The organism is Patulibacter ginsengiterrae (assembly GCF_056269115.1).
Genome location: NZ_JBWDOG010000002.1, coordinates 76,762 through 103,443 on the forward strand (window position 1 = coordinate 76,762; position 26,682 = coordinate 103,443).

23 protein-coding genes are annotated in these 26,682 nt (G+C 73.5%); 13 read left to right on the forward strand and 10 right to left on the reverse strand.

The window, feature by feature from the left end; genetic code table 11:
* Positions 1-15: 15 nt before the first annotated feature.
* Positions 16-456: a YciI family protein gene (locus ACVUH9_RS03795; RefSeq protein ID WP_475754096.1), complete on the reverse strand. Its 441-nt coding sequence runs from the start codon at positions 454-456 to the stop codon at positions 16-18.
* Between the two features lie 215 nt (positions 457-671).
* Between ACVUH9_RS03795 and ACVUH9_RS03800 the strand changes: the two genes are divergently transcribed.
* Positions 672-1,466, forward strand: coding sequence for an alpha/beta fold hydrolase (locus ACVUH9_RS03800; RefSeq protein WP_475754098.1), 795 nt, complete (start codon positions 672-674; stop codon positions 1,464-1,466).
* Between the two features lie 103 nt (positions 1,467-1,569).
* Here ACVUH9_RS03800 and ACVUH9_RS03805 read toward each other — a convergent pair whose 3' ends face one another.
* Positions 1,570-2,496 (reverse strand): universal stress protein, encoded by a 927-nt coding sequence (locus tag ACVUH9_RS03805; RefSeq protein WP_475754099.1) that lies wholly within the window; start codon positions 2,494-2,496, stop codon positions 1,570-1,572.
* A 212-nt stretch (positions 2,497-2,708) separates the two neighbouring features.
* On the opposite strand from ACVUH9_RS03805, the gene trpS reads away from it, so the two are divergent.
* From trpS to ACVUH9_RS03860, 11 genes are all read left to right on the forward strand, one after another.
* Positions 2,709-3,743 (forward strand): tryptophan--tRNA ligase, encoded by a 1,035-nt coding sequence (trpS, locus tag ACVUH9_RS03810; RefSeq protein ID WP_475754101.1) that lies wholly within the window; start codon positions 2,709-2,711, stop codon positions 3,741-3,743.
* 373 nt (positions 3,744-4,116) lie between these two features.
* Positions 4,117-5,937 (forward strand): PKD domain-containing protein, encoded by a 1,821-nt coding sequence (locus tag ACVUH9_RS03815; protein WP_475754103.1) that lies wholly within the window; start codon positions 4,117-4,119, stop codon positions 5,935-5,937.
* Between the two features lie 77 nt (positions 5,938-6,014).
* Positions 6,015-6,548, forward strand: coding sequence for a DUF6328 family protein (locus ACVUH9_RS03820; RefSeq protein WP_475754105.1), 534 nt, complete (start codon positions 6,015-6,017; stop codon positions 6,546-6,548).
* A 72-nt stretch (positions 6,549-6,620) separates the two neighbouring features.
* Positions 6,621-7,403 (forward strand): segregation and condensation protein A, encoded by a 783-nt coding sequence (locus ACVUH9_RS03825; protein ID WP_475754107.1) that lies wholly within the window; start codon positions 6,621-6,623, stop codon positions 7,401-7,403.
* Positions 7,400-8,170, forward strand: coding sequence for an SMC-Scp complex subunit ScpB (scpB, locus tag ACVUH9_RS03830; protein ID WP_475754109.1), 771 nt, complete (start codon positions 7,400-7,402; stop codon positions 8,168-8,170). Before ACVUH9_RS03825 ends, scpB begins: the two co-directional genes overlap by 4 nt.
* A 102-nt stretch (positions 8,171-8,272) precedes the next feature.
* Positions 8,273-9,532, forward strand: coding sequence for a hypothetical protein (locus tag ACVUH9_RS03835; RefSeq protein WP_475754111.1), 1,260 nt, complete (start codon positions 8,273-8,275; stop codon positions 9,530-9,532).
* A gap of 630 nt (positions 9,533-10,162) precedes the next feature.
* A complete protein-coding gene (locus tag ACVUH9_RS03840; protein ID WP_475754113.1) occupies positions 10,163-11,779 on the forward strand; it encodes an SIR2 family protein in 1,617 nt (538 codons plus the stop codon).
* 211 nt (positions 11,780-11,990) lie between these two features.
* Positions 11,991-13,022, forward strand: a complete 1,032-nt coding sequence (locus ACVUH9_RS03845; protein ID WP_475754115.1) for a sulfate ABC transporter substrate-binding protein — start codon at positions 11,991-11,993, stop codon at positions 13,020-13,022.
* 8 nt (positions 13,023-13,030) lie between these two features.
* Entirely contained in the window at positions 13,031-13,885 is an 855-nt protein-coding gene (gene cysT, locus ACVUH9_RS03850; protein WP_475754117.1) for a sulfate ABC transporter permease subunit CysT, read from the forward strand.
* Positions 13,882-14,715: a sulfate ABC transporter permease subunit CysW gene (gene cysW, locus ACVUH9_RS03855; protein ID WP_475754118.1), complete on the forward strand. Its 834-nt coding sequence runs from the start codon at positions 13,882-13,884 to the stop codon at positions 14,713-14,715. Before cysT ends, cysW begins: the two co-directional genes overlap by 4 nt.
* Complete coding sequence (locus tag ACVUH9_RS03860) at positions 14,712-15,782, forward strand: sulfate/molybdate ABC transporter ATP-binding protein (protein WP_475754120.1); 1,071 nt, start codon at positions 14,712-14,714, stop codon at positions 15,780-15,782. The genes cysW and ACVUH9_RS03860 overlap by 4 nt, the downstream gene beginning before the upstream one ends.
* A 294-nt stretch (positions 15,783-16,076) precedes the next feature.
* On the opposite strand, the gene ACVUH9_RS03865 is transcribed toward ACVUH9_RS03860, so the two are convergent.
* From ACVUH9_RS03865 to ACVUH9_RS03885, 5 genes are all read right to left on the reverse strand, one after another.
* Positions 16,077-17,276, reverse strand: coding sequence for an aminotransferase-like domain-containing protein (locus ACVUH9_RS03865; RefSeq protein WP_475754121.1), 1,200 nt, complete (start codon positions 17,274-17,276; stop codon positions 16,077-16,079).
* 112 nt (positions 17,277-17,388) lie between these two features.
* A complete protein-coding gene (efeB, locus tag ACVUH9_RS03870; RefSeq protein ID WP_475754123.1) occupies positions 17,389-18,687 on the reverse strand; it encodes an iron uptake transporter deferrochelatase/peroxidase subunit in 1,299 nt (432 codons plus the stop codon).
* A gap of 9 nt (positions 18,688-18,696) precedes the next feature.
* A complete protein-coding gene (gene efeO / locus ACVUH9_RS03875; protein WP_475754125.1) occupies positions 18,697-19,851 on the reverse strand; it encodes an iron uptake system protein EfeO in 1,155 nt (384 codons plus the stop codon).
* Complete coding sequence (gene efeU / locus ACVUH9_RS03880) at positions 19,848-20,726, reverse strand: iron uptake transporter permease EfeU (RefSeq protein ID WP_475754127.1); 879 nt, start codon at positions 20,724-20,726, stop codon at positions 19,848-19,850. Before efeU ends, efeO begins: the two co-directional genes overlap by 4 nt.
* A gap of 541 nt (positions 20,727-21,267) precedes the next feature.
* Positions 21,268-22,083, reverse strand: a complete 816-nt coding sequence (locus ACVUH9_RS03885; protein ID WP_475754129.1) for a HugZ family pyridoxamine 5'-phosphate oxidase — start codon at positions 22,081-22,083, stop codon at positions 21,268-21,270.
* Positions 22,084-22,172: 89 nt separating this feature from the next.
* Between ACVUH9_RS03885 and ACVUH9_RS03890 the strand changes: the two genes are divergently transcribed.
* On the forward strand, positions 22,173-22,775 hold the full coding sequence (locus tag ACVUH9_RS03890) for an MBL fold metallo-hydrolase (RefSeq protein WP_475754131.1): 603 nt from the start codon (positions 22,173-22,175) through the stop codon (positions 22,773-22,775).
* Here the strand turns inward: ACVUH9_RS03890 and ACVUH9_RS03895 are convergent.
* The 3 genes from ACVUH9_RS03895 to ACVUH9_RS03905 all read right to left on the reverse strand — a co-directional run bounded on the left by ACVUH9_RS03895 (position 22,772) and on the right by ACVUH9_RS03905 (position 26,652).
* The gene (locus tag ACVUH9_RS03895) at positions 22,772-23,317 is read right to left on the reverse strand and encodes a ribonuclease H family protein (RefSeq protein WP_475754133.1); all 546 of its coding nucleotides are present in this window, start codon (positions 23,315-23,317) and stop codon (positions 22,772-22,774) included. The genes ACVUH9_RS03890 and ACVUH9_RS03895 overlap by 4 nt on opposite strands.
* Before the next feature lie 675 nt (positions 23,318-23,992).
* The gene (locus tag ACVUH9_RS03900) at positions 23,993-25,285 is read right to left on the reverse strand and encodes an amino acid deaminase/aldolase (RefSeq protein WP_475754135.1); all 1,293 of its coding nucleotides are present in this window, start codon (positions 25,283-25,285) and stop codon (positions 23,993-23,995) included.
* The gene (locus tag ACVUH9_RS03905; protein ID WP_475754136.1) at positions 25,282-26,652 is read right to left on the reverse strand and encodes a D-arabinono-1,4-lactone oxidase; all 1,371 of its coding nucleotides are present in this window, start codon (positions 26,650-26,652) and stop codon (positions 25,282-25,284) included. The genes ACVUH9_RS03900 and ACVUH9_RS03905 overlap by 4 nt, the downstream gene beginning before the upstream one ends.
* Between the last annotated feature and the right edge of the window lie 30 nt (positions 26,653-26,682).

Here is a 26,682-nt window from a genome sequence, read left to right on the forward strand (position 1 = left end):
CCGGCTCGCGGTCGCTCAGGCGTCCTCGAGTCGGGCCCGGATCCGCTCGCCGAGCCGCGCCTCCTGCTCCTGCAGCTCGGGGGTGAAGGCGTCGCCGAAGTCCTCCATGCTGGCGAACGGACGGATCTCCAGGACCGAGCGGGGTTCGTTGTCCGGGTCGTTCGGGCAGCGCTTGACCCACTCGACGGCCTCCTCCAGCGAACGCACCTCCCAGATCCAGTAGCCGGCGATGATCTCCTTGGCCTCCGTGAACGGGCCGTCGACGACCGAGGTCGTGCCGCCCTCGAAGATCACCTTGGCTCCGGCGGAGCTGGGCCGGAGCCCGTCGCCGTCGAGCATGATGCCCGCCTTGACGAGCTCCTCGTTGTAGGCGCCCATCGCCGCGAACATCTCCTTCGTCGGGGCGATCTTGTCCTCGTCCGCGCCGCTGACCTTGATCATGACCATGACCTTCATGACATCCGTCTCCTCTTCGGTAGTGCGGTCCCGACCCTAGTGCGGAACCGCCTGTTCATCACGACGTCGAACGGGCGACCTGGCTTTTCGACACGACCCGAGATCTTCTTTCGTCGGCGCCGGGGTACGCGCCTGGGGGCGACGGCCTTCGGGTCACGGAGCGCGGAGCCCGGGCCGGAAGGGTGCCGCGGCGTGCGCCGACTAGCCTTCCGCCGGTGTACTCGATCTTCACCCCGTCGCACCGCGGCGGCTCCGGCCCACCGCTGGTCTGCCTGCACGGGTTCACCGATACCTGGCGGACCTGGGAGCTGGTGCTGCCGGCGCTGGAGCGACGCCACGACGTGCTCGCCCCGACGCTGCTCGGGCACGCCGGTGGGCCGCCGCTGGAGGGCGAGGTCAGCGCCGACCTGCTGCCCGACGCGATCGAGCGGGCGATGGACGAGGCCGGCTTCGAGACCGCCCACTTCGTCGGCAACTCGCTCGGCGGCTACGTGGCCCTACAGCTCGCGGCCCGCGGGCGGGCGACCTCGGTGGTGGCGCTCGCCCCGGCCGGGGGCTGGGCCGCCGACGACCCGACGGTGGCGGACACGCTCGGCTACTTCGAGACGATGCAGGCCCAGCTGCGGACGGTGGCGCCGCAGGCGGACGCGCTGATGGCGACGGAGGCCGGGCGGCGCGCGGCGACCCAGTTCACGACCACCAACTTCGAGCACATCCCGGCCGAGCTGCTCTCCCACCAGATGCGCGGCGTGCTCGGCTGCGCGGTCGCGCCGTTGATCGAGTTCGCGGGCCGCGAGGGCTACCCGCTCGACGCGGAGCGGATCACCTGCCCGGTGCGGATCGTGTGGGGGACGGAGGACCGGCTGCTGCCGTGGCCGTCGGCCGCGGTCCGCTTCCGCGAGCAGCTGCTGCCGCAGGCCGACTGGATCGAGCTGGACGGGATCGGCCACTGCCCGCAGCTCGACGTCCCCCTCGAGACGGCGCAGCTGATCCTCGGGTTCACCGACTGAGGCGCCGTCCGGGAGCCCGCGGGGCATCCGGCGGCGGTCCGACGACGACGGACCCGCTGCCGCCCGCGCGCGGTTCGCGGCGAGCGGCAGGGCGGGGGCGTCGCTACTTGGCGTCGGCGGCGGTCGCCGTGCGCGGCACCACGATCACCGCGCAGCGAGCCCGGTCGAGGACCGGCCGCGAGACGCTGCCCAGCAGCACGTGCTCGAGCGGCCCGTAGTTGCGGGAGCCGACGACGAGCGCGTGGAGCTCGGCCGAGCGTTCGACCAGCTCGTGGACGGCCTCGCCGTGCAGGGCGACCGGGCGGGCCCGGACGCCCTCGGGCAGGGCCTGGACGCGCTCCTCGAGCAGCGCGCTGATCTCGGCCTCGATCGCGAGCGGATCGGGGGCCGGAACAGCCGGGGACATCGTCCCGAGGCCGTCGACGACCGGCCAGGCGACGACGTCCGACACGCCGATCACGTCGAGCGCCCGGTCCTGGCTCACGGCCAGGCGGGCGGCGAAGTCGACCGCGGCGTCGCTGACTTCAGACCCGTCGTAGCCGACGCCGATCGGGCCGATCGCGCGGGTCGCGTCGGCGGAGTGGGCGTGGCCGTCGGACCGCGGCGGGATCGCGACCGGGCACGGGGCGCCGTGGAGGATCCCGATGCTCTCGCTGCCCAGGACCAGGCGGCCGACCGCCCCGTGGCGGGCGGGCCCGATCACGATCAGGTCGGCGCCGCGGCCGGTGGCCAGGTCGTGGAGCGCGAACGACGGCGACGAGATCGGCAGCGACAGCAGCTCGGTGCGGGACTGGAGGTCGGCCGGGAGCGCGTTGCGCAGCTCCTCGAGCATCGCCATCCCCTCGCCGTGGAGCGCGTCGTTCAGCTCCTCCTGGCGGCCGCGGCGGCCGAACCGGGTCGCGTTCGGGGCGTACGCGTAGACGAGGACCAGCTCGCAGGTGTCGTCGAGCGCGGCGAACTCGGTGGCGAGTCGCAGCGCGTCGGCGGTGCCGGGGCCGTGGTCACATCCGACGAGAATCTGTTGGAACAACGGGGGCCTCTACGGGTCAGTGGGCGAGCACGGTCCACGCTATCGGGTCGGTGCGGCACGCCGCCGGGTCTCTGGACGTGCGGGGGCGGGGGTGGCGAACATGGCGGGCTCCTGGCCGGCACACCGGGGGATCCGGGGCGCCGTCCCGGTTCGGAACGTATGAAAACGGATCAGAAATACCGATTTAGACCTTCGGGGTACCCTCCCTGGCCGTGCGCGTCTACTCCGGAATCCAGCCCACCGGCCGCAAGCACCTGGGGAACTACCTCGGGGCGATCCGGCACTACGTGACGGGGCAGGAACGCGCGGCCGCGGCCGGCGACGAGTCGATCTTCTGCGTGGTCGACCTCCACGCCACCACGATCGCCTACGACCCCCGCGAGCTGCGCGACCGGACCTACGACACGATCGCGCTGCTGCTGGCGGCCGGGATCGACCCCGAGCAGTCGATCCTCTACCGCCAGGGCGACGTGCCCGAGGTCCCCGAGCTGACCTGGCTGCTGACGTCGGTGACCGCCCACGGCGACCTCAACCGGATGCACCAGTTCAAGGAGAAGTCCGGCCAGCAGCGGGACCTCGTCTCCGCCGGGCTGTTCCTCTATCCGGTCCTGATGGCGGCCGACGTGCTCGCCTTCCGCGCCGACCAGGTGCCGGTCGGCGACGACCAGCGCCAGCACATCGAGCTGATGCGCGACATCGCCCTGCGCTTCAACGCCAGGTTCGGCACCGACGGCGACGGCCCCCCGCGCGAGATCCTGACCGTGCCCGAGGGCATCTACCCGACCGTCGCCGCGCGGATCATGGACCTCCAGCAGCCGGAGAAGAAGATGTCGACCAGCTCCGGCTCGGTCGAGGGCACCGTCTACCTGCTCGACGAGCCGAAGGCGATCGAGAAGAAGCTCAAGCGGGCGGTCACCGACTCGGCCAACCCGCCGGAGATCCGCCGCGGGCCCGACAAGCCCGGCGTCACCAACCTGATCGACATCCTCGCCGCCGCCAGCGACCGGACGCCCGACGAGGTCGAGGCGGACCTCCAGGACGCTCGCGGCTACGGCGACCTGAAGGCCGCCGCCGCCGACGCGGTCGTCTCGCTGTTTGCCCCGATCCAGGAGCGCTACGTCGAGCTGCGGCGGGACGAGGATGCGATCGAGGCCGCGCTCGCGCTCGGGGCGCAGAAGGCCCGGGCGCTGGCCGCGCCGGTCGTCGCCGAGGTCCGCGAGGCGATGGGCGTCGGCCCCCGGCTCTGAAGATCGTGGGGTCCCGGGTTCGGGTCCGGGTCCCTCCTGGGCGACGTCCTCGGGAAGAGGGGGCCCAGGCCCCTTGTCGGGTGCCCTGCCGCATGGCAAGGTCGCGCGCATGTCGCCGTCCTCCCGTGCCCGTCGACCATCGTCGGCGCGCCGCCGCCGTCTCGGCTCCCGTCCCGCACGCCTCGCTGCCGCGCTCGCATCGATCGCGCTGCTCGGCGCTCTGCCGGCCGCCGCACAGGCCAGCTGGGCCGAAGGCCCGCAGTTCGCGGTGACCCCGGGGAGCCTCAGCGGGAGCTTCTCGGCGGCACCCGACGGCTCGTCGACCGCCGCGTGGTTCACCGGAAGGTGGGCGAATCCCGATGCGGATCCACCGGTGACCGCGATTCCGCCCGTTCTCCGGGTGCAGCACGCCCGGCCGGACGGCACCGTCGCCGCGCCGATCACGCTGGGCGCCGGGTCGCTGCCCGTCGTGGCGACGTCGGCGAACAACCTGACCGCCGTCGCCTGGATCGAGGGCGACCTCTCGGCCGGTGCCCGTACCGTGCGCGTCACGATGCTCGGCGCCGACGGGGCGATCCTGCACAACCGCGCCGTCGAGACCCTCACCGCCGGGGAGGCAGGCGACTACACCGCCGTCCGAGTCGCCGTCGACGCGGCCGGGAACGCGACCGTCGTCTGGACGCGCGTGGAGCCCGGCGGGAACCGCGAGGTCCGGGCCGCCAGGGTGGGGGCCAACGGCAGCGTCAGCACGCCGGTCACGCTCGGTGTGTCCGCTGAGGCGACCGGAGCTCTAGACGGGCCATCGGTCACGTCCGGCCCGACCGGAACGGCCTGGGTGGGATGGATCGATTACAGCGCCCGGGTCAAGGTCGCCCGCCTGAACGCCAGCGGCGGAATCGACCGCGCTGCCGCCGTCGTATCGGAGGCCGGGGACAGCGCGAAGGCCTTCAGCCTGTCGGCGTCCTCCGCGGGTGCCGCCGTCGCCTGGCTGGTGCTCGACCCCGACGACGACATCGCCAACGACACGATCACCGGCGCCCGCCTCCCCGCCAGCGGATCGCTCGTCGGCCCCGTCCCCTTCAGCGTGTCGGACACCAGGATCGCGGCCTTCCCCGCCTTGGGACTGGGCGATCCTCTGGGTCTCGCGATCGGACCCGACGGCGCGATCACGCTCGGGTGGAGCGCGGGCGGCTTCGCCAGCGGGTCCGCCATGGTGGGGCGCTTCGCTCCCGGGCAGGCGACCGCGGTCGTTACCCGGCTGGGCGCCGCGCCGGCCTCGTTCTCGCCGACCTTCGGCGCGGCGCCCGATGGCTCGCTGCTGGCCGGCTGGGTCGAGTTCAACGGCTCGACCCTCCCGATCGACGTGGCTCGTGTCGCGCCTGACGGAAGCTTCGGTCCCACGAGCACCGTGACGAGCCTGCCGTTCAACATGGCCGCCATGCGGGTTCCGCTGCTGGTGCCGCAGGCCTTCGGCAACGGAGGCGCGAGTATCGGCGTCGCCACGTACCCGATGCTCGAGAGTGGCGACTGGGGCATCAAGGCCTACCGGTTCGACGAGACCGGGCCGACCGTCACGGTCGACGTCCCCGCGAGTGCGGTCGTCCTGACCCCCGCCCGCTTCACCGGGACCGTCGCCGACCCGGCGAACGCCCCGCTGACCTGGGACTTCGGCGACGGCACCACGGCGACGGGCCTCGGCGTCACCCACGTGTACGCAGCGCCCGGCACCTACACGGTGTCGGCACGGGCGACCGACAGCGTCGCGAACGAGACCGTCGTCACGAGGACGATCACGATCACCCCGGCCCCGGCCCCGGCCCCCGTTCCGGGGCCCGGCCCCGGAACGACCCCGACCACGCCGGGCGTCGCCGCCGCGCTCAAGATCGCCCAGGCCACCCGGAAGAACCCGCACGTGACGGTCACGGGCACGATCAGCAAGCTCGCCAAGGGCAAGGTCAACGTCGCCTACGCCCAGAAGGTCGGGCGCAAGACGATCCGCGTGCAGAAGACGGCCACGCTGTCCAAGGGTCGCTGGAAGGCGACCCTGACCCTGCCGCGCTCGCTCCGGAGCGGCAAGGCGGCCAAGGGCAAGGGCGCCGTGACGGTCACCTTCGCCGGTACCGCGGCGGTCGAGAGCGCGACCGCCAAGCGCACCGTCTCGATCGCCAAGGCGAAGAAGCGGGCCAAGCGCTAGGCGAGCGGGCTCGGGTTCGGTGATCCCTGCAAATCACCGGTTTCCCCGGTGGTCGCGCCGCCTGAGACGATGCACCGATGACGGACGACCGCAGCGAGCCTCCCGTCGCGGGTCAGGACCGGGGTCGGGCCGAATCCGGCCCGCACCGCTCGCCGCGGACGGGGGAGACGCCGTCGCAGCGCCACACCCGCCAGCTCTCCGAGCTGCTGGTCGAGACCCGCGTCGCGGCAGTGGGGATCCAGGTCATCATCGGCTTCCTGCTGGCGGTGCCGTTCCAGGCCCGGCTGACGGGGCTGGAGCAGGACGCCTACGTCGTTGCGGTGACGTTCGGGATGCTCGCGACCGGGCTGCTGCTGGCGCCGAGCGTGCTGCACCGGGCGCTCCTGCACCGCGGCCAGGCGGTCTGGATCGTCGCGGTCGGCAGCCGCTTGCTGCTGGCCGGCGCCGCCGCGACCTCGGTCTCGCTGGTCTCGGCGGCACTGCTCGTGGGCGTCAGGCTCTTCGACTCCTGGTTCCGGTTCGTCCCGGCCGGGTGGACGGCGATCGTCCTGCTGCTGCTCTGGCTGGTGCTGCCGCTCGCGCGCAACCGGCAGCTCGACCACAGCGCCTGAACCCGGGTCCGCCGTGGCGTCGTCCGGGCGTCCCGCGACGCGACGACCGCGGTTCCCGCTAGCGTCACGGTGATGCGCGCGACCGCCTACGTCGCGGGTCTGGAGCTCGATCTGGAGGTGTTCAGCGGGCCATTCGACCTGTTGCTCACCCTGATCCTGAAGGAGGAGGTCGACCTGCTCGAGGTCGACCTCGCCGATGTCGTCCTGACCTACCTCGACCACCTCGAGGCGCGCGGCGAGCTCGACCTCGAGGTCGCGACCGAGTTCCTGGTCCTGATCGCGTCGCTGCTGGAGCTGAAGTCGCGGCTGCTGCTCCCGCGTGAGGACGAGGACGAGCTCGGCGACATGCAGCCGGAGGAGGCGGCCGAGGAGCTGCTGGAGCGGATGCTCCAGGCCCGCCGCTACCGCGAGGCCGCCGACCACCTGGCCGAGCGGCTCCGGCGCGAGGACGGCAAGCGCTTCCGGCAGGCCCCGCTGCCGCGGTACCTGCGCCGGTTCAGCGAGGCCGACGCGATCGCCGTCCACAACCCGGCCCGCCTGGGCCGGGCGATCGGCGGCCTGCTGCGGCTGCCGGCCCAGGTCAGCCTCAGCCACGTGACGATCGCGCGGGTCAGCCTGCCGGAGCGGCTGGCGCACCTGCGGGCGCTGCTGCGGCGCGGCAGCTTCACCTTCAGCGAGGCGGTCGGGGAGGCCGACCGGACGACGGTCGCGGTGACGCTCTGGGCGCTGCTGGAGCTGTACAAGCAGGGCGAGGCGGACTGGACGCAGCACGAGCCGTTCGCCGAGATCCACGTCGCGGGCCTGGCGCCCGGGGCGGCCTCGTGGTTCGGGGCCGAGCGGCAGGAGGTCGCATGACGGAGCAGGCGTCCCCGGCCGAGCAGAGTGGTCTGGCCTCGATGGTCGAGTCGCTGCTGTTCCTCTCCTCCGAGCCGGTCCGGCTCGACGAGCTGGCGCTCGCCTGCGACACCGGGCCCGAAGAGGTCGCCGCGGCGATCGAGGAGCTGCGCGTCGCGTTCGCCCCGGGCCGGCGCGGGATCCTGCTGCGCGAGATCGGCGGCGGCTTCCTGCTCTCGACCGCGCCCGAGACGGAGCCGGCCGCACGCCGGCTGCTGACCGCCCCGCGGACGCCGCCGCTGACGCCGGCCCAGGCCGAGACGCTGGCGATCGTCGCCTACCTGCAGCCGGTCAGCCGACCGGAGATCACCCGGATCCGCGGGGTCGCGGCCGACTCGGCCTGCGCGACCCTGGTCGAGCGGGGCATGATCGACGAGGCGGGACGCTCGCAGTTCGGCGCGGTCCTCTACCGGACCACCGGCCTGTTCCTCAAGCTCTTCGGCCTCGACGGCCTCGCCGACCTGCCCGATCCCTCCGCGTGGGACCCGACCCCGGAGGAGACGGCGACCCTCCGCGACCGGCTGATGATGGCCGGCGACGCCCGCACCGGTCACGACCCGACCAGCGGCGACGATCCCGCCGAGCGGCCGCCCTTCGATCTGACGGGGCAGGGGCCGGACGGGGTCGAGGCGCCGCCGACGGCCGACGTCGCGGAGCTGCCCGACAGCGGGGCGGCGGGCTCCGATGCGGACGCTGCCGGCCCGGAGGCGGACCGGTTTCCCACCTGAAGGTGGGGCGTCCGGGCGCGTACACCGGCTCGCGGTAGAGCAACGCACGGAGGTCACCGTACGGAGTACGGTGACGGCCCTTTCCCCAGCAGGAGCACGCGGATGTCCGCCAGGTTCAGCCCATCGTCCCGTCGCCGTACCGCGGTCGTCGGGGCGCTCGTCGTCTCGTCGGTCGCGATCGCCGCGGCACCCGCGGCGGCGGAGACGCTCTTCGATCCAGCGCAGTCGCCGCTGATCGTCCAGGGCAACGCCTGCATCGGCAGCGGCTGCGCCTCCGGCAACGTGTCGCTCATGGCGCTTGGCCTGAAGAACCACGACACCCCGGGGATGCGGCTCGAGCAGTCCGGCGGCGGCTTCTCGCCGTTCACCTGGGACGTGGCCGGCAACGAGGCGAACTTCTTCGTCCGCGACGTCACCAACGGCAGCCGGCTGCCGTTCCGGATCCGCCCGGGCGCCCCGACCAGCAGCATCGACATCGCCGCCAGCGGCAGGGTCGGGATCGGGACGGCCGCGCCCGCGGCCGCGCTCGACGTCGCCCGCGCCGACGGGACGGCCAAGCTCCAGGTCACCGAGAGCTCGACCACGGCTGCGGAGCGCACGCTCGGCGAGCTGGTCAACAACGGCCCGGTCGGACTGCGGCTGGCCGACAGCGACGCGGGGACCGGCTGGAGCCTGAGCACGACCGCCAGCTCCGGCTTCGCGCTGACGTCGTCGGCCGGGGGAACGGACCGCACGGCGCTCCGCGTCGACCCGCGCGGCGAGCTGACCGCCTCCGGCGCGCTCCAGCAGTCGGTCGATCCGGCCGCCCAGCACGGGGCCGAGACCGTCGATCCGGCGGCGATCCTGGAGGCGATCGAGGCGCTGCCGGTCGAGCGCTTCTCCTACGCCGACGATCCGAGCGGGGCGCAGCACCTGGCCCCGGCCGGGGCGGGCTTCCGGAGCGCCCTGGGCGTCGGGGCCGATGACACGGCGCTCGCGCCGGGCGACGTCGCCGCGGCGGCGCTGGCCGGCGTGCGCGCGCTGGCGGCCCGGCCCTCGAACGAGGGCGTGACCGCGTCGGTCGGGACGCTCGACGCCTTCTCCAAGCACCTGGACGCCCGGATCAACGGGCTCGACGCGCGGACGATCGAGCAGCACCGGTCGCTGGACGCCCGCGCGAAGCGGCTCGAGCAGACGACCGCCACCTTGACCACGCAGGTCACCTCGCTGCGGGCCTCGCGGTCGACGATGATCGGCCGGATCCGGACGCTCGAGCGGGCGGAGCGCGCGCAGCAGCGGCGGACCGCGTCGCTGGCGGCGTCGAACGCCTCGCTGCGGAAGCGGCTCGCGGCGATCGAGTCCGCGGTCGCGAAGCTGCGGTAGGCGCGCGTGCGGACGGCGCGGGCACGGGCGGGGACGGCGCTGACGATCGCGGTCGTGACGGTGCTGGGGGCGAGCGGGTGCGGGGGAGACGCCGCGGTCGTTCCGAGCTCGACCGACGGCGGGCAGGTCCACACGGCCGGCACGACGCCGACCCCCGAGCGGGAGCCGTCACCGGCCGACCGTGCGACCACCACCACCGGAGCCGGTGGAGGCGACAGGACCCCGGCGTCAGCCGAGCGTGGGGCGTCCGGCGCGCCGTCGTCCGGGGAGGCGACGTCGGCTTCCTCCGCAGGCGGGAGGCGGCAGCGGACCAGGCCGTCCCGGCCCGCCGGCGAGGGCCGACCGGCGGACGGCCCCGCCCGCTCGTCGTCGGACGCCGAAGGGCGCGGGGCGGTGCCGTCCGCAGTCACGGAACGGCCGGAGCCGTCGCACGGGTCGCCCGACGGTCGTGACGGGACGGGCGAGGCGTCCCCGGCCGCCGGCAACGCCGCCGACGGGCCCCGGACCGCGGACCCCGACGGTCGTGAGCGCTGACCTTCGACGCGCCGCGACCGACACGCGTCGGTCGGCGAGCAGGTTGACGACGGTCCGGGCCGACGGGGCGCCGCGCGTCTCTGGCAGGCTCTGGGCATGCCGCCTCGTCACCTGTTCGTCACGCGCGGCGACCTGACCGCCCTGCACTGCGACGCGTGGGTCCTGCCGACCGACCGCGAGGGCAACGTGACCGCCTCGTGGGTCCCGGCGCTGGAGCGGCTGGGCCGGGGTCGCGGTGACGCCGGCGGCGGCCGGCTCGACGAGCGGGCGCTCGCCGACCTGCGCGCGACGGGCGCGACCGTGCTGCGGCCGCCGACCGCCGACGCCCCCGGCGTCGTGGCCTGCGACACCGCCGTCGCCCACGGCGACATCACCGCCTGCGCGACCGCCGCGGCGACCGCGATCGAACGGCTCGAGGCGGTGGTGGCCGCGGCCGACGCGCTGCCGACCGGCTCGATCGAGCTGCCCCGCAGTCGGCCACTGGTCGGCCTGCCGACCGTCGGCGTCGGCGCGGGCGGGGGACGCGACGTGCGCGGGGCGGTCCTCGCCGGGCAGATCGACGCCGCCCGCGGGGCGCTGGCCGCGCGGCCGGACGGTCCCGACGTGGTGCTCGTCTGCTTCGACCACGAGCACTACGCGGCCGCCGAGCGCGCGCGGCGGGCGGCGAACGTCGAGCGGGAGCTCGCAGGGGTGCTCGGCGCGGAGCTCTACGACCGGATCACGGTCCTCGCCGGGCACGCCCGGACGGGACGGCTGGTCCCCTTCCTCGGTGCCGGCGTCAGCATGGGCGCGGGGCTGCCGTCGTGGGTCGGCCTGCTCGACGAGCTGATCGCCCAGGCGGGGATGGAGGCCGACCGCGCCGCGCTCGACCGGATCGACCTCCGTGATCGTGCCGCCCTGATCCAGAGCCGGCTGGGCGCCGGCGAGCTGGAGCGGATCCTGCTCGAGCGGCTCTCGGCCGCCTCGCGGGTCGCGCTCCAGCACCAGCTGCTCGCGTCGCTGCCGGTGATCGAGGCGGCCTCGACCAACTGGGACGACCTCTTCGAGCGGGCCTGGCGCGACGCCGGTGCGGGCCGGATCGCCGTGCTTCCGTTCGACGGCCAGGCCGGGGCCGACCACTGGATCGTCAAGCTCCACGGCACCGTCCGCGACGGCCAGCTGCACGGCGTGGTCCTGACCCGCGACGACTACCTCCGCTTCGGCAGCGAGCGCAACGCGCTGGCGGGGATCGTCCAGGCGCTGCTGCTGACCCGGCACATGCTCTTCGTCGGCTTCGGGCTCAGCGACGAGACCTTCCACCGGATCGCCCACGACGTCCGCCAGGTGCTCGACAACACGGCCCAGGTCCGGGACCACGACGGCGCCTACGCCACCAGCCTGTCGCCGTCGCGGCACGCGGTCACCGCCGAGCTGTGGCGGGGCCAGCTCGACATCGTCTCGACCCGGCGGCCGGAGGACGGCGAGGGGCGCTCCGGCACCGCTCCGGCCGCGCGCCGGCTGGAGATCGCGCTCGACGTGCTCGGGATGCTCTCGGTCGATCCGCTCGGGCATCTGCTCGATCCGACCTTCGACGGCGCGCTGACCGTCGACGAGCGGCGATTGGCCGCCGTCCTGCGGCGGTTCGCGGGCGACATCGACCCGTTGCTCGCCGACGCGGGGCCGGCCGGTGACGCGATCGCGCGCTGGCTCGATCGGATGCGCGGGGCCGGGTAGACGGGTGCTTCCACGACCTCGCGGCGCGGTCCACGTCCGGAGCGGCAGCTGACGCCGTTCCGCACCTCGGTCGACCCGCTCGCGGGTCCCGACCGCGGGGTCGATCGAGAGACATCGCCGCACAAGAAGTTCGCGCTGAGCGCGCGTTTCGCTTAATATCCGAAACTCGATCAGGGTTTAAGCCTGATCCGAATTTCGGAAAGCGAGAATCATGCGTTCAAGAGCACCATTCCTAGCCACCGTCGGCGTCACCGCCAGCCTCGTGCTGTCCGCCTGCGGCGGGGCCAGCGACAGCACCGACGGGACGGCGGCGGCCGACGAGTCAGGCAGCGGAGCACGGCTCTCGCTGGTGGGCTACGCGGTTCCCAAGGTCGGCTTCGACAAGCTGATCCCGGCCTTCCAGAAGACCACGGCCGGTGACGGAGTCACCTTCAGCCAGTCCTACGGGGCCTCGGGCGACCAATCGCGCAAGGTCGAGGCCGGCGCCCCCGCCGACGTCGTCAACTTCTCGGTCGAGCCGGACGTCACCCGGCTGGTGAAGGCCGGGACCGTCGACCCGACCTGGAACGACGAGGCCCACCACAAGGGCCTGGCCTTCGGATCGGTCGTCACGATCGTCACCCGCAAGGGCAACCCGAAGGGGATCAAGGACTGGGACGACCTGCTCCAGCCCGGCCTCGAGGTCGTGACGCCGAATCCGTTCAGCTCCGGGTCGGCGAAGTGGAACCTGCTCGCGCCCTACGCGGCCAAGAGCGACGGCGGCAAGAACGACGCGGCCGGGATCAGCTACATCAAGAGCCTGATCGACGACCACGTCGAGGTCCAGCCGAAGTCCGGCCGCGAGGCCACGGAGACGTTCCTCCAGGGCACCGGCGACGTGCTGCTCAGCTACGAGAACGAGGCGCTCTTCATCGAGGGCGAGGGCGAGAAGGTCGATCACGTGACCCCGCCGACCACGTTCAAGATCGAGAACCCGATCGCGGTCCTCAACACGAGCAAGAGCCCCGAGCAGGCGAAGGCCTTCCTCGACTTCAACTTCTCGCCCGAGGGCCAGAAGCTGTGGGCCGAGGCCGGCTTCCGCCCGGTCGACGAGACCGTCGCCAAGCAGTACGCGTCGAAGTTCCCGGCGCCCGAGAAGCTCTGGACGATCGACGACCTCGGCGGCTGGAAGACGGTCGATCCGAAGCTGTTCGATCCGGACAACGGCTCGATCGCCAAGATCTACAACGACGCGACCGGCTGAGCCGCTGAATGAGCGCGTCGACCGTCACATCAGCCGCTCCTGCGCCGCCCCGGCGGCGGGGGCGGCTCGGGGCCGGGGGCGTCGGGCCGCTCGGCCTCGGCGTCGCCACCCTGTGGCTGAGCCTGATCGTGTTGCTGCCGCTGGCGGCGATCTCGGTCAAGGCCTTCGACAACGGCATCGGGGGGTTCATCGACGCGATCGACGCGCCGGCCGCCCGCGCCGCGTTGACGGTCACGGTCGGTGTCTCGGTCGTCGTCGCGCTGATCAACGTCGTGATGGGCACCCTGATCGCCTGGGTGCTCGTCCGCGACGAGTTCCCGGGCAAGCGGTTCGTCAACGCCCTGATCGACCTGCCGTTCGCGCTGCCGACGATCGTCGCCAGCATGGTGCTGCTGTCGCTCTACGGACCGTCGAGCCCGTTCGACATCCACCTCAACGCGACCCGCCCGGCGCTGGTGATCGCGCTCCTGTTCGTGACCCTGCCGTTCGTCGTGCGGGCGGTGCAGCCGGTGCTGATCGAGCTGGACCGCGAGGTCGAGGAGGCCGCGGCCTCGCTCGGCGCCAGCAACCTGACCGTCTTCCGGCGGATCGTCCTGCCGACCCTGCTGCCGGCGATCCTCAGCGGTGGCGGGCTGGCCTTCACGCGGGCGATCGGCGAGTACGGCTCGGTCGTCCTGATCGGGGGCGGGATCCCGAAGAAGACCGAGGTCGCCTCCCAGTACATCCAGAAGCAGATCGAGGTCGATCGCTTCGTCAACGCGGCCGCCGTCTCGGTCACGCTGCTGCTGATCGCCTTCGCGGTCCTGCTGCTGCTGCGGGTCGTCGGCGGGCGCGCCGCCCGCCGCGAGGAGCAGAGCCGATGAGCGCTCCCGCCGCCCGCCGCGGCCCCGGGCCGACCCGCACGACCCGGCTGACCCTCCGGAGCGTCGCCCTGGGGTACCTGGGGATCCTCGTCGCGCTGCCGATCCTGCTGATCGTCTTCCGCACCTTCGAGGACGGCATCGGGGCCTTCTGGGCCCAGATCACCACCCCGGCGGCGATCTCCGCGCTGTCGCTGTCGCTGCTGATCGTCGCGATCGTCGTGCCGCTCAACGTCGTCTTCGGGATCGTGACCGCGCTCGCGCTGGTCCGCGGGCGCTTCCGCGGCCGCGGGATCGTGCAGGCGATCGTCGACCTGCCGTTCGCGGTCTCGCCGATCGTCGTCGGCGTCTCGCTGATCCTGCTGTGGGGGGCCGGCGGCTGGTTCGGCTTCGTCGAGGAGTCGGGCTTCCGGGTGATCTTCGCGCTGCCGGGGATGATCCTGGCGACGATCTTCGTGACGCTGCCGTTCGTCGTCCGCGAGGTCGAGCCGGTCCTGCACGAGATCGGCGAGGAGCAGGAGCAGGCTGCCGCGACCCTCGGCGCCTCTCGCTGGCAGACCTTCTGGCGGATCACGCTGCCGGCGATCCGCTGGGGCCTGACCTACGGCGTGGTCCTGACGGTCGCCCGCGCGCTCGGCGAGTTCGGCGCGGTGATCATGGTCTCGTCCGGCGTCTCCGGCGAGTCGCAGACGCTGACGCTGCTCGTCCACTCGCGCTACATCGACGACCACAACACCTTCGGCGCCTACGCCGCCTCGACGCTGCTGATGTTCCTCGCGATCATCACGCTGCTGCTGATGACCGTCCTCGACCGCAAGAGGCATGCCTCATGACCGACCAGCTCCCGCTCGACGCCACCCCGACGCTGAACGGCCACCGGACTCCCGACGCGGCGACCCTCTCGGGCCTGGTCGGCGACACCTCGGTGGTCGCGGCGGCCGGATCGCACGCGATCCACGTCTCGGGCCTGAACAAGCACTACGGCGACTACCACGCCCTGCGCGACATCGACCTGACGATCCCGAGCGGCTCGCTGACGGCGCTGCTCGGGCCGTCCGGCTCGGGCAAGTCGACGCTGCTGCGGGCGATCGCCGGGCTCGAGATCCCCGACGCCGGGATCGTCCGGATCGGTGACGCCGACGTGACCTTCGTGCCGCCGCAGGCCCGCGAGATCGGGTTCGTCTTCCAGCACTACGCGGCGTTCAAGCATCTCAACGTGCGCGACAACGTCGGCTTCGGCCCGTCGATCCGCAAGCAGCCGAAGGCGGAGATCCGCCGGCGGGTCGACGAGCTGCTGGAGATCGTCGGCCTGGCCGGCTACCAGGAGCGCTACCCGGCGCAGCTCTCCGGCGGTCAGCGGCAGCGGATGGCGCTGGCGCGGGCGCTCGCGGTCCAGCCGAAGGTGCTGCTGCTCGACGAGCCGTTCGGCGCCCTCGACGCGAAGGTCCGCGAGGACCTGCGCCAGTGGCTGCGGCAGCTCCAGGCCGAGACCGGCGTCACGACCGTCCTGGTCACGCACGACCAGGAGGAGGCGCTCGACGTCGCCGACCACATCGCCGTCCTCAACGAGGGCCGGATCGAGCAGTGGGGCGCCCCGCGTGAGGTCTACGAGACTCCCGCCAACGAGTTCGTGATGTCGTTCCTCGGGCCGACGGCGCTGCTGGGGGGCACGCTCGTCCGGCCCCACGACCTGGTGCTCTCGCACGAGGCCGGCGGCGACGCGATCGCGGTCACCGTCGAGCGGGTCGTGCACCTGGGCTTCGAGGTCCGGATCGACCTGCGGGACGAGCAGCGCCAGGCGCTCTCGGCCCAGACCACCCGCGGTGAGGCGGCCCGGCTCGACCTCGACATCGGTCAGCGGATCTTCGTCCGCACCGGCCAGGCGGCCGTCGCGATCTAGACGGGTGATTCCGCGGCGCGGCCGTGGAATCACCGATCTCGGGCGGAGGCAGGGGCGGTTGGTCGCTACTCGCTTCGGCAGGCGGCGACGGTCGCGCAGATGGCTCTGGCGGGCGGGCGGGAGGCGGTGGCTGGCCGGGCGGCGGGCCGCCCGATCACCCAGAACGTCACCCTCACCGTCGGCCCGATCGTGAGGGCGACGAAGTGGGGTCCTGAGGCACCAGAACGTCGCGCTCACCGCGAGTCACCTCGTGAGCGCTACGACATGGGTGCGCCCCAACCACCCGTCGGCCGGCTAGGGCCGGAAGGTCTCCCGCAGGCGGTCGAGCCCGTGGCGGATCTCGGTCGGGTCGTGGGTCGTGAACGACAGCCGCAGCGTCCGCGGGTCGGGCGAGCAGGCGTAGAACGGCGCGCCCGGCACGTAGGCGACCTGGTGCTCGAGCGCGCGGGGCAGGGTCGCCGTCGCGTCGTGGCCCTCGGGCAGCCGAACCCAGATGAACATCCCGCCGTCGGGGCGGGTGAACGTCGAGCCTTCCGGCAACGTCTCCGGGAGCCCCGCGAGCATCGCGTCACGCCGCTCGCGGTAGACCGAGCGCAGCCGGTCGAGGTGGGCGTCGAGGTCGACGTGGGCGAGCCAGCGGGCGGTCGCGGCCTGGTCGACGGTCGACGAGTGGAGGTCGGCCGCCTGCTTGGCGATCGTCAGCGACGAACGCAGGACCTCGGGCGTCCGGACCCAGCCGATTCGCAGCCCCGGGGCCGCCACCTTCGAGAGCGTCGAGAGCGCGAGCGTGCGCTCGGCTGCCCCGGGCAGCGAGGCCAGCGCGGGCACGGGCTCGCCGGCGTAGCGGAGCTCGCCGTAGGGGTCGTCCTCGATCGTCCAGAGGTTGGTCCGCTCGATCACCGCCGCCAGTGCGATCCGGCGCTCGAGGCTGAGCGTCCGCCCGGTCGGGTTGTGGAAGGTGGGGACGGTGTAGAGGAGCTTCGGCTGATGCTCGGCGACCAGTCGCTCGACGGCCTCCGGGTCGAGCCCCTCGCCGTCGCACGGGACCGGGATCGGGATCGCCCCGGCGAGCTGGAAGGCCTGGAGCGCCGCCAGGTAGCTCGGGTCCTCGACCAGGACCCGGTCGCCGGGCTCGAGGAAGACGGTCGCGATCAGGGTCAGCGCCTGCTGCGAGCCGCTGGTGATCAGGATCTCCTCGGGATCGGTCGGCAGGCCGCGAAGCGTCAGCCGGTCGGCCACCCGCCGCCGCAGCTCCGGGTCGCCCTCGGTCGTCGAGTACTGGAGGCTGCGACCGGCGCTGCTGCCGTCGAGGACGGCGGCGAACGCCTCGCTGAGCCCGACGGCGTCGAACAGCTCGGGAGCGGGTAGGCCGCCCGCGAACGAGAGCACGCCCGGACGCTCGGTGAGGGCCAGGATCTCACGTACCGGCGAGCTCGCGACGCCGCGCAAACGCGAGGCGACCGGGGCGAACGGGCCGGACGAGGAGAGAGGCATGGCCGCTCAGAATACCCCTCCGCGACGCGCTCGGCCCGCTCCTACTTGTGGGGTGCAATGAGACCTTGGATGTTGCGAGCCCGCGACATCCACAAATCCATGGAATGGACCACTACGACCGGAAGAGGCCCTCGCCGACGAACCCGCCGCGACGGATCCCGGGCGGGACGGCGAAGAGTCCGCTGCCGGTGTGCTGGATGTACTCGGTGAGCGCGTCCTGGGAGCCGAGCTTGCGCTGGAGCGGCACGAACTGGCGGTGCGCATCCTGCTGGAACGAGATGAAGAACAGGCCCGCGTCGAGCTGGCCGGTGCGGTGGTCGATCCCGTCGGTGTACGAGTAGCCGCGGCGGAGGATCCGCTCGCCGCCGTTGGTCTCGGGCGCCGAGAGCCGGATGTGCGCGTCGGCCGAGATCACCGGCTCGCCGTCGCTGCCCTTCATCGTCAGGTCGACCGCGTCGAACTCGCGCTCGCCGGTCAGCGGGGCGCCGCTGACCTTGGAGCGTCCGAAGACCGCCTCCTGGTCGCTCAGGCGGTCGCGGTCCCAGACCTCGATGAACATCCGGATCCGACGGGCGACCAGGTACGAGCCGCCGCGCAGCCACGTCTGCGGCTCCTCGTCGCCGACCCAGACGAACCGGTCCATGCCGGCCGTGCCCTCGGCCCGCAGGTTGTTGGTCCCGTCCTTGAAGCCGAACAGGTTGCGCGGCGTCGCCTGCCCGCGGGTCGTCGACGAGGTCCGGCCGAAGCCGAGCTGGGTCCAGCGGAGGACCGCGGCGCCGCGGGCGATCCGGGCCAGGTTGCGGATCGCGTGGAAGGCGACCTGGGGGTCGTTGGAGCAGGCCTGGACGCAGATGTCGCCGTCGCTGCGGGCGGGGTCGAGCTGGTCGCCGGGCAGCGGCCCGAGCGGCCGCAGGGCCCGCGGCTGCTTGGCGCGCAGGCCGAAGCGGTCCTCGCCGTCCTGCGCGAACAGGCTCGGCCCGAAGCCGAAGGTGATCGTCAGCTGCGCCGCGGGCAGGCCCTCGGCCTCGCCGGTGTCCTCCGGCGGCAGATTGGGATCCCCGCCCGCCCCGCCGGCGACCGCGCCGGTCGGCTTGCCGGCGGTCATCAGGGCCGCGGCCGCGGTCCAGGTCCGGAGCAGGTCGCGGAGCTGGGCGGCCGAGGTCAGCGTCAGGTCGAAGGCGCCGAAGACCAGCCGGTCCTGAGCGGGGGTGGCGATCCCGGCCTGGTGCTCGCCGTAGAAGGGGACCGTCGCCCCGGCGACGGCGCGGTGGTCCTCCTGCTCGGTCTCCTGGCCGCTCGCGTAGCCGGCCCCGCCGGCGGCGGCGAGGCCGAGCAGTCCGCCGCCGGCGAGCAGGGCACGACGGCGGGTGAGGCCGCGCGGGGGAGTGGGCTCGTCGTCAGCGGTGGTCATCGTTCCTCCCTACTCCAGGACCTTCCCGGCGACGAGCGAGAGCGGCTCGGCGAGCGCGTCGACCTGTTGGGCGAACTGCTTGCGGTCCTTCTCGGTCAGCTCGTCGTAGGTGGCGTAGCCGAGCGGGGTGTCGCGCTTGTAGCGGTCGAGGCCCTTCTGGACGGCGACGAACTGCGGCTCGATCTGGTCGATCAGGGCCTGCTGGCCGCGTGCCCGCAGCGCCGGCTTGAGCAGGTCGAACGCCTTGCGGGCACCGTCGAGGTTGCCCTGGAAGTCCGACAGGTCGGTGTGGGAGTAGCGGTCCTCCTCACCGGTGATCTTGCCGCTGGAGACCTCGTTCAGCAGCTCGACCGCGCCGTTGGCGAGCTGGGCGGCCTGGAGGTCGATCGCCTGGATCTTCTCGTCGAGCGTGGCGACGTCCGCCTTCAGCTGCTTGGCGTACTGCTGGGTGCCCTTGGTGGTGTTCTTGGTCCAGAGGATCTGCTCGATCCGGTGGAAGCCGGTCCACTCGGACTTGTCGGCGACGTCGTTGACGCGGGCGTCGATCTTCGGGTCGAGGTCGCCGAAGCTCTCGGCGATCGGCTCGATCCGCTCGTAGGGCAGGCGGGCGGGGCCGAACAGGTCCTTGGCCTTCTGCGTGTCGCCCGCGTTCAGCGCGGCGACGAAGCGGTTGACGCGGGTGACGAGCTCGTCGGACTGCTGCTGGACGTAGGTCTTGTAGCTCGCGACGGCCTTGGTCAGGGCCGGATCGGTCGGCTGCTTGGCGGGCGCGGTGCCGGTCACCGTCAGCTTGCCCGGCTTGCGGCTGGTGTCGCCGGGGACCGCGCAGTACACGACGTACTCGCCGGGGGCGAGCTTGAGCGAGAAGTCGCCGGAGAGGCCGGGGGTGAGGTTCTCGCGCTCGCCGAGGATGATCCCGTCGGCGTTCTTCAGCTCGACCTCGGTGGTCTTCGAGGTGCCGTTGTTGACCGCCTCGAAGACGACCTTGCCGGTCGGCGCGGTCAGCGTCTCGGGTGTGCAGCCCGCGTCGGTCAGCTCGACCTTGAGCTTGGTCGCCCCGGCGCTGTCGCTGTCGCCCTCGGCGTCGCTGCCGCAGGCGGCGAGCCCTAGCGCGGCGCTGGCGGCGGCGCTCAGGGCCAGGAGGCGGGTGGCGGAACGGGTCATGCGGGGACCTTCTGCTTGGTGGAGGCGGCGGCGCGCGAACGACCGACGGGCCAGAGGACGAACGTCAACATCGGGATCGCGTAGGCGAGCCAGCCGACCGTCTCGATCACGGTCGGGAACGGTTGGAAGCCGAGCAGCCCGGTCAGCAGGCCGGAGACGACCGAGTCGGCGTCCGGCTTGACCAGCCAGCTGAGGTCGAAGGCCTGCGCCTGGCCGAAGTTGATCCAGCCCGCGGCGTGGGCGGTGTGCATCGCCCCGGCGACCAGGCCGGCGGCGATCACGACCAGGAAGATGGCGGTGATCCGGAAGAACCGGGTCAGGTTGAGCTTCATCCCGCCGCGGAAGATCCCCCAGCCGATCAGGACGGCGACGGCGATCCCGGCGAGCGCGCCGAGCGAGGCGCTGAGCGTCGAGATCTGCGTCGACTCGGACTGGAAGGTGGCGATCAGGAAGAAGGCGGTCTCGATCCCCTCGCGGAGCACGGCGAGGAAGGCCATCGCGATCAGGCCCCAGGCCGAGCCGGCGGCGAGCGCGGTCGCGGCGTTGGCCCGCAGCTCGCCCGCCATCCCGCGGGCGTGGCGGCGCATCCAGATGATCATGAACGTGACCATCACGACGGCGATCAGGGCGATCACCGTCTCGAGCTGCTCCTGTTGCTGCTGGGGGAGCGCTTCGTTGACGACCTGGAGCACCACCGCGATCGAGACGCAGACGGTGACCGCGGCGGCGACGCCGAGCCACATCCAGCGGAGCGCGTCGCGCCGGCCCTGCTGGGCGAGGAAGGCGCCGACGATGCCCACGATCAGGGCGGCCTCGACGCCCTCGCGGAGGCCGATCACGAACTGCACGGTAGGGAGGGCGGCGGTGATCGTCATGAGCCTGTTCGGTGAACCAAAGGTTTGGGGACCCCAACTCCTGCGGCGGGTACGCTAGCACCGCCAGCGCGGGCCGTTGTATGTGGCGCGCAGCCACTCTCCGCGTTGCGCCGGGGGAGGACGCGGGCGGTCCGCGGTACGGGCGAGGCTCCGGAACAGGCCTTCCGGCCGTCGCTGGCGGCCGGGACCTTCCGTGCGACGCGGTGCGTCCTGGCGGAGTTGCCGCGGCAGCGGGTGGCGACGCGATCGCCGACAGGGCGGGCAGCGACGCTGTTCGTCGCGGGGGCGTTGCCGGGGCGGCGGGTGGCGACGCTGTTCGTCGTGGGGGCCGGCGCGGCCTGCGGGGGCGGGGTGCGGCGCGGCGTGCGGGGTGCGGCCAGGCGCGATCGGGCGCGGCCTGCGGGGTGGCGGCGGAGGGCGCGGAGCGGGCTCCGAGGTCGGGCGGTGACCCACCCGGGGTGCGCCGCGGGCCGGACCGGTGAGTCGGCCCGCGGGGCGGGGCCGCGTCGTCCGCCAGGCGAACGACGCGGGGGAGGCTGGATCAGCCGCGGGCGCGGCGGGCCAGCTCGACCGTCGCCGAACGGAGGCCGTCCGGCGCGTGGATCGCCTGCGAGAAGCCGACGCGGGTGATGGTCGTGCCGCGCGGGGTCTTGACGACGAGGTCGAGGCCGTAGCGGTCGGCGCTGGTGCAGGTGGCGACGACGGCGTCGGGGTGGCCGCCGAGCGCCTGGGCCATGTCGAGCAGGGCGTCGGCGTGGTCCTCGTTGAGGTGCTCCACGGCCCGCGGCACGTTCGGCGCGACGGGGTCCGGGCTGGCGACGCTGTAGGCCTCGGCCGTGGTCGAGTCCATCCGGCCGTAGCCGCCGACCCAGCGGACGCGCTCGACCTTGAGGACCCAGGTCGTGAAGTCGCCGAAGTCGATGAAGGCGGGGGCGGCGGGGACGGCCGCGACGTAGGCGGCGCGGGCGGCGCGGATCTCGTTGTCGCTCTCGGGCTGGACGAGCCGGCCGGCGAGGGTCACGCGGCCGCTGTCGAGCGGATCGCCCATCACCGGAGCGGTGACGGCGATGCTGGCGCGCTGGTCGGCGGCGACGTTGCGGCCGTGCTCGGCGAGGCGCGAGAGCGCGAGCACGGGCGAGCCGTCGACGAGCGTCCCGAAGGCGACGACGGAGGCCCACGGGCTGCCGTCCTCGGAGAGCGTGGCGAGGGTGCCGATCGTGGTGCCGGCGAGGATCGTCCGGGCCTCCTCGCCGGCGGACCGGCGTGGGGCCTCTTCGACCTCGGTCAGCGGGGCAGGAACCGACGGCCCGCCACCGGGGACGTCGTGATCGGGCTCGGTCGGGGCGGTCTTCGGCATGGCCATATGGTAGGCGACCCTTAGTAGAGCGGCGGTGCGCCACGTCGTGTACGCGGTTGGGACCCGTGTCGGAGGGGTAACGGGGCCTCATGCGCGAGATCGCCGACGGCATCGTCCACTGGACGGCCGAGCACCCGAAGATCGGGCAGCGGGTCAGCTCATACCTGGTGATCCCGGCGCGGACGCTGATCGATCCGCTGCTGCCGGACGAGGGCTTCGAGGGGATCGAGCGCTACGGGCGACCGGAGCGGATCCTGCTCACGAATCGGCACCATTCGCGCGACATCGCCGCCCTCTGCGAGGTCTTCGGCTGCACGGTCGCGGTCCACCAGCAGGGGCTGCACGAGTTCGCGGAGGGCTCGCGGGTGAACGGCTTCGACTTCGGGGAGGAGGTCGCTCCCGGCATCACCGCGCTCGAGGTCGGGTCGATCACGCCGGAGGAGACCTGCCTGCGGGTCGACGTCGGCGACGGTGCGCTCTCGTTCGCCGACGGCTTCATCAGCCACGAGGGCCGGATCGGCTTCGTCCCCGACGCGCTCCTCGGGGACGATCCCGAGGGGGTCAAGCAGGGGTTGCGGCGGGCCGCCCGGCGGCTGCTCAACGAGCGCTTCGCGCACCTGCTGTTCGCCCACGGCGACCCGATCGTCGGCGACGGTCGGGCGGCACTGCGCGCGGTCAGCGTGCTGGCCTAGGCGGCGGCAGCCGCCGCGGCGACGGCGAGCTGGTCGGCGCGGTCGTTGAACGCCTTGTGGGCGTGCTCCTCGCCGGTCTCGTGACCGCGGACCCAGTGCCAGCGGACGGCGGCGTGGCGCTGGATCTCCGCGTCGAGGGCGGTGACGAGGTCCTGGTTCTTGACCGGGTCGCCGGAGGCCGTCTTCCAGCCCTTGCGCTTCCAGCCGGAGATCCACTTCGTCATCGAGTTCAGCATCAGCTGGGAGTCGGTGACGATGCAGACGGTGCTGCCGTCGGGCAGCGAGCGCAGGCCCTCCAACGCGCCGGTGTACTCCATCCGGTTGTTGGTGGTGTCCGGCTCGCCGCCGGACAGCTCGACGACTTCGGTCGGCCCGCCGGGAACGCCGCCCTCGGCCGGCGGAACGACGATCGCGGCCCAGCCACCCGGCCCCGGGTTGCCCTTGCAGGCGCCGTCGGTCCAGATCAGGTACTCGCCGGGACGCTGCTCGACGGGGGTCTCGACGATCTTGGCGGAGGGGCGGCGGCGACGGGCGGGAGGCATCGGCGGGACAGGATAGTCGGGCGTCCGCGGGCGGACGGCGAGGCGGGTGGTGGCCGGTGGTGCTGCCGGGCGGCGGCGGCGGGGCGGGGCGCGGCGGCGGGGATGCGGGCCGGCGGGGATGCGGGCCGGCGGTGCTGGCGGCGGGGCGACGGGCGGCGGGGCGGGAGGCGGCGGGTGAGGGGCGGCGGGGTGGCGGGGCGGCTGGCGGCGGGTGAGGTGGTGCGGGTGCTGGCGGGCGGCCGGTGGCCCGCCGTTCTCTTTGAGGTTGACCACCGCTACGGTGGCAAACCTCAAAGAGAACGACGCGTCGCTGCCGCTGAGGAGGCTGCCGCCCTCCGCCCGGCCCGCCCTTCCGCCTGGCCGCCCTCTTCACCTGGCCCGCGCGCCTCCTACGGGGGCCCGCCCTCTCCAGCGTGCTCCTGGCGCGCCCGCCCGCCGTTCGGCTCGACCGCCGTTCGGCTCGACCGCTGTTCGGCTCGACCGCTGTTCGGCTCGACCGCCGTTCGGCCCGCCCGCCGACGCCCGCCCGCCTGCCGGCCGACGCCCGCCCGCCGTCCGGCCCGCCCGCCGTCCGGCCCGCCCGCCGTTCGGCCCGCCCGCCGACGCGCCTGCCGTCTGACGCGCCCGCCGTCCGACGCGCCCGCCATCCGCCCGCCCCGCCGGCCGACCCGCGCCCTACAGGAAGGTCTGCCCGTCGCCGCGGTAGGTCGGGACCTCGTCGACGATCTCGTCGCCGCTGACCAGGTAGAGCCGGTCGAAGCGCTCGCAGAGCTCGCCCGCCTTGGTGTGGCGGAACCAGACCCTGTCGCCGATCGCGAGCCGGTCGGCCGCGTCGCCCAGCAGTGGGGTCTGGGCCTCGCCGGCACCCTCCATCGGGTCGAGCGTCAGGCCCGCCGGGTACCACGGGCGTGGCTGCCGGTCGGCCCCGGTGGCCCCGGAGGCGACGTAGCCACCGCCGAGCGCCGTCACCACGCCCGGACCGGGCCGGCGGACGACCGGCAGCGCGAAGAACGCGGCCGGGGACGGGCTGAAGCGCGAGTAGGTGTCGAACAGCGCCGGCGCGAGCAGGCCGGAGCCGGCCGCGACCTCGGTCACCGCGGGCTCGCTCACGGACGACTCGATGCTGCCGGTGCCGCCCGCGTTGACCAGCTCCAGCGGTCCGGCGACGGCCTCGACGGCGCGCACGGCCTGCGAGCGGCGACGGCGCAGCTCGGCGGCCGACAGCAGCTGCATCGCCTCGACCACCCGGCCGTAGGCGCGACGCCCCGGGGGACGGTCGCCGACGCCGGCGATCTGGCCCTCGTAACCCATGATCCCGACCAGCCGCAGTCCCGGCCGGCGGACGATCTCGGCCGCCAGCGCCGCCAGCTCCCGGGGCTCGTGGAGGGGGCTGCGGCGAGCTCCGATCCGGATCCGCCCGCCCGCGAGCCGGAGCCCGGCGTCGAGCTCGAGGCAGACGGAGACGGGCCGCTCGGCGCTCGCACCGGCCCGCTCGATCAGGTCGAGCTGCTCGATCGCGTCGACCATCACCGCCAGCCGGCCCCCGGACGGGTCGCGCTGGACCAGGCGTCGAAGCGCGCCGCGGTCGACCGTCGGGTAGGCGACGAGCAGGTCGTCGAAGCCGTCGTCGGCGAGCCACAGCGCCTCGGGCAGGGTCAGCGAGAGGATCCCGCGGAAGGCGTGGTCGGGGCCGCCGATCGGCGCGCCGGCCGGCCTCCGGGGCGTGCCGGAGGCGGTATCCGCGATCGAGGTCGCCGCCCGCCCGCCGGTCGCCGTGACCGGACCCTCCAACGTCCGCCGCAACAGGGCGCGGCAGCGGACCGACTTGCTCGCCAGCCGGATCGGGGTGCCGCCGGCGCGGCGTACGAGGTCGGCGCGGTTGTGGTCGAAGGCGTCCAGGTCGACCGCGGCGAACGGCGCGTCGAGCTCGGCGGTGGCCCGCTCCAGCCGCTCGTGCTGGTCGCTCACGAGCCGCTGCTCCGCTGGGCTGCTTCCGGGCGGTCGGCGGGCGCGCCAGCGTCGCTGCCGCCGACCGGCCCCAGGACGCGGTCGGTGTAGCTGTTGGCGAAGCGGCCCTCGGGATCGAGCCGGCGGCGGATCGCCTGGAACCGCTCCCACTCGGGGTAGCGCGGGGCGAGGGTCGCGGCGGTCTGGAAGTGGCGCTTGCCCCAGTGCGGGCGCCCACCGTGCTCGTTGGCGATCGCCTCGACGGCGCGGAAGTACGGCTTCCACGGCATGTCGCGGTAGGTGTGGACCGCGAGGTACGCGGTGTCGCGGCCGAAGGCGGGGGAGAGCAGGGCGTCGTCGCCCCGGACGAAGCGCATCTCGATCGGGAAGTTGATCGCGAACCGCTCGCGCTCGATCGCGGCCAGGATCGCGCGGACCGCCGGCTCCGAGGCCGCCCGCGGCAGCGCGTACTCCATCTCCACGAACTGGACGTGGCGCGGGCTGGCGAAGATCCGGTCCGAGCGATCGGTGCGGACGCTGGTGCCGGCGAGCCGGGTGATCGTGCGGTTGAGGCGGGGGATCGCCCGCGGGTAGCGGCGGCCGATCTCGCTCATCGCGCGGAGGGTCGTCGTCTCCAGCAGGCCCTGGCGCAACCACTGGCTGAACGCGCTGGGCGGCGCGGCCGGACCGTCGTGGACGTCGTTGGTGCGGGTCAGCGCGAGCGAGGAGTGGGGGAAGACGTAGGCCTCGAAGTGCCGGTGGTTCGCCGTGCGCGCGTCGAGCGAGGTCAGCATCTCCTCCAGCGGCTCGGTCGTGTCGACGCCGTGGAGGACGTAGGCCGGGATCGTCTGGAGCGTGATCGCGGTGACGATCCCGAGCGCGCCGACCGAGATCCGGGCGGCCCGGAGCGCGTCGGGGTCGTCGACCCCGTTGAGCTCGAGGAGCTCGCCGTCGGCGGTCACCAGCTCGATCGAGCGGACCTGCGAGGAGATGTTGGCCAGCAGCGCGCCGGTCCCGTGGGTGCCGGTGGCGATCGCGCCGGCTAGCGTCTGCTGGTCGATGTCGCCGAGGTTCTCCATCCCGAGACCGAGAGCGGACAGCCGCTCGGAGAGGGCGAAGATCGTGATCCCGGCCTCGACCCGGACGAGCCCGCTGGAGGGATCGGCGTCGAGCACCCGGTCCATCGCGGCGATGTCGATCATCACCCCGTCGGTCAGCGCCACCGACGTGAACGAGTGCCCGCTGCCGACGGCCTTGACCCGCAGGCCCTCGGCGGCGGCGTCGCGGACGGCCTGCTGGACCTGCTCGCGGCTGCGCGCGCGCACCAGTCGTGCGGGCCGGCACTGCTGCTCGCCCGACCAGTTGCGCCAGGTCGTGTCCGTCGTCATGTTCGCGCTGCTCTTCCCCTCGTGGTCGTG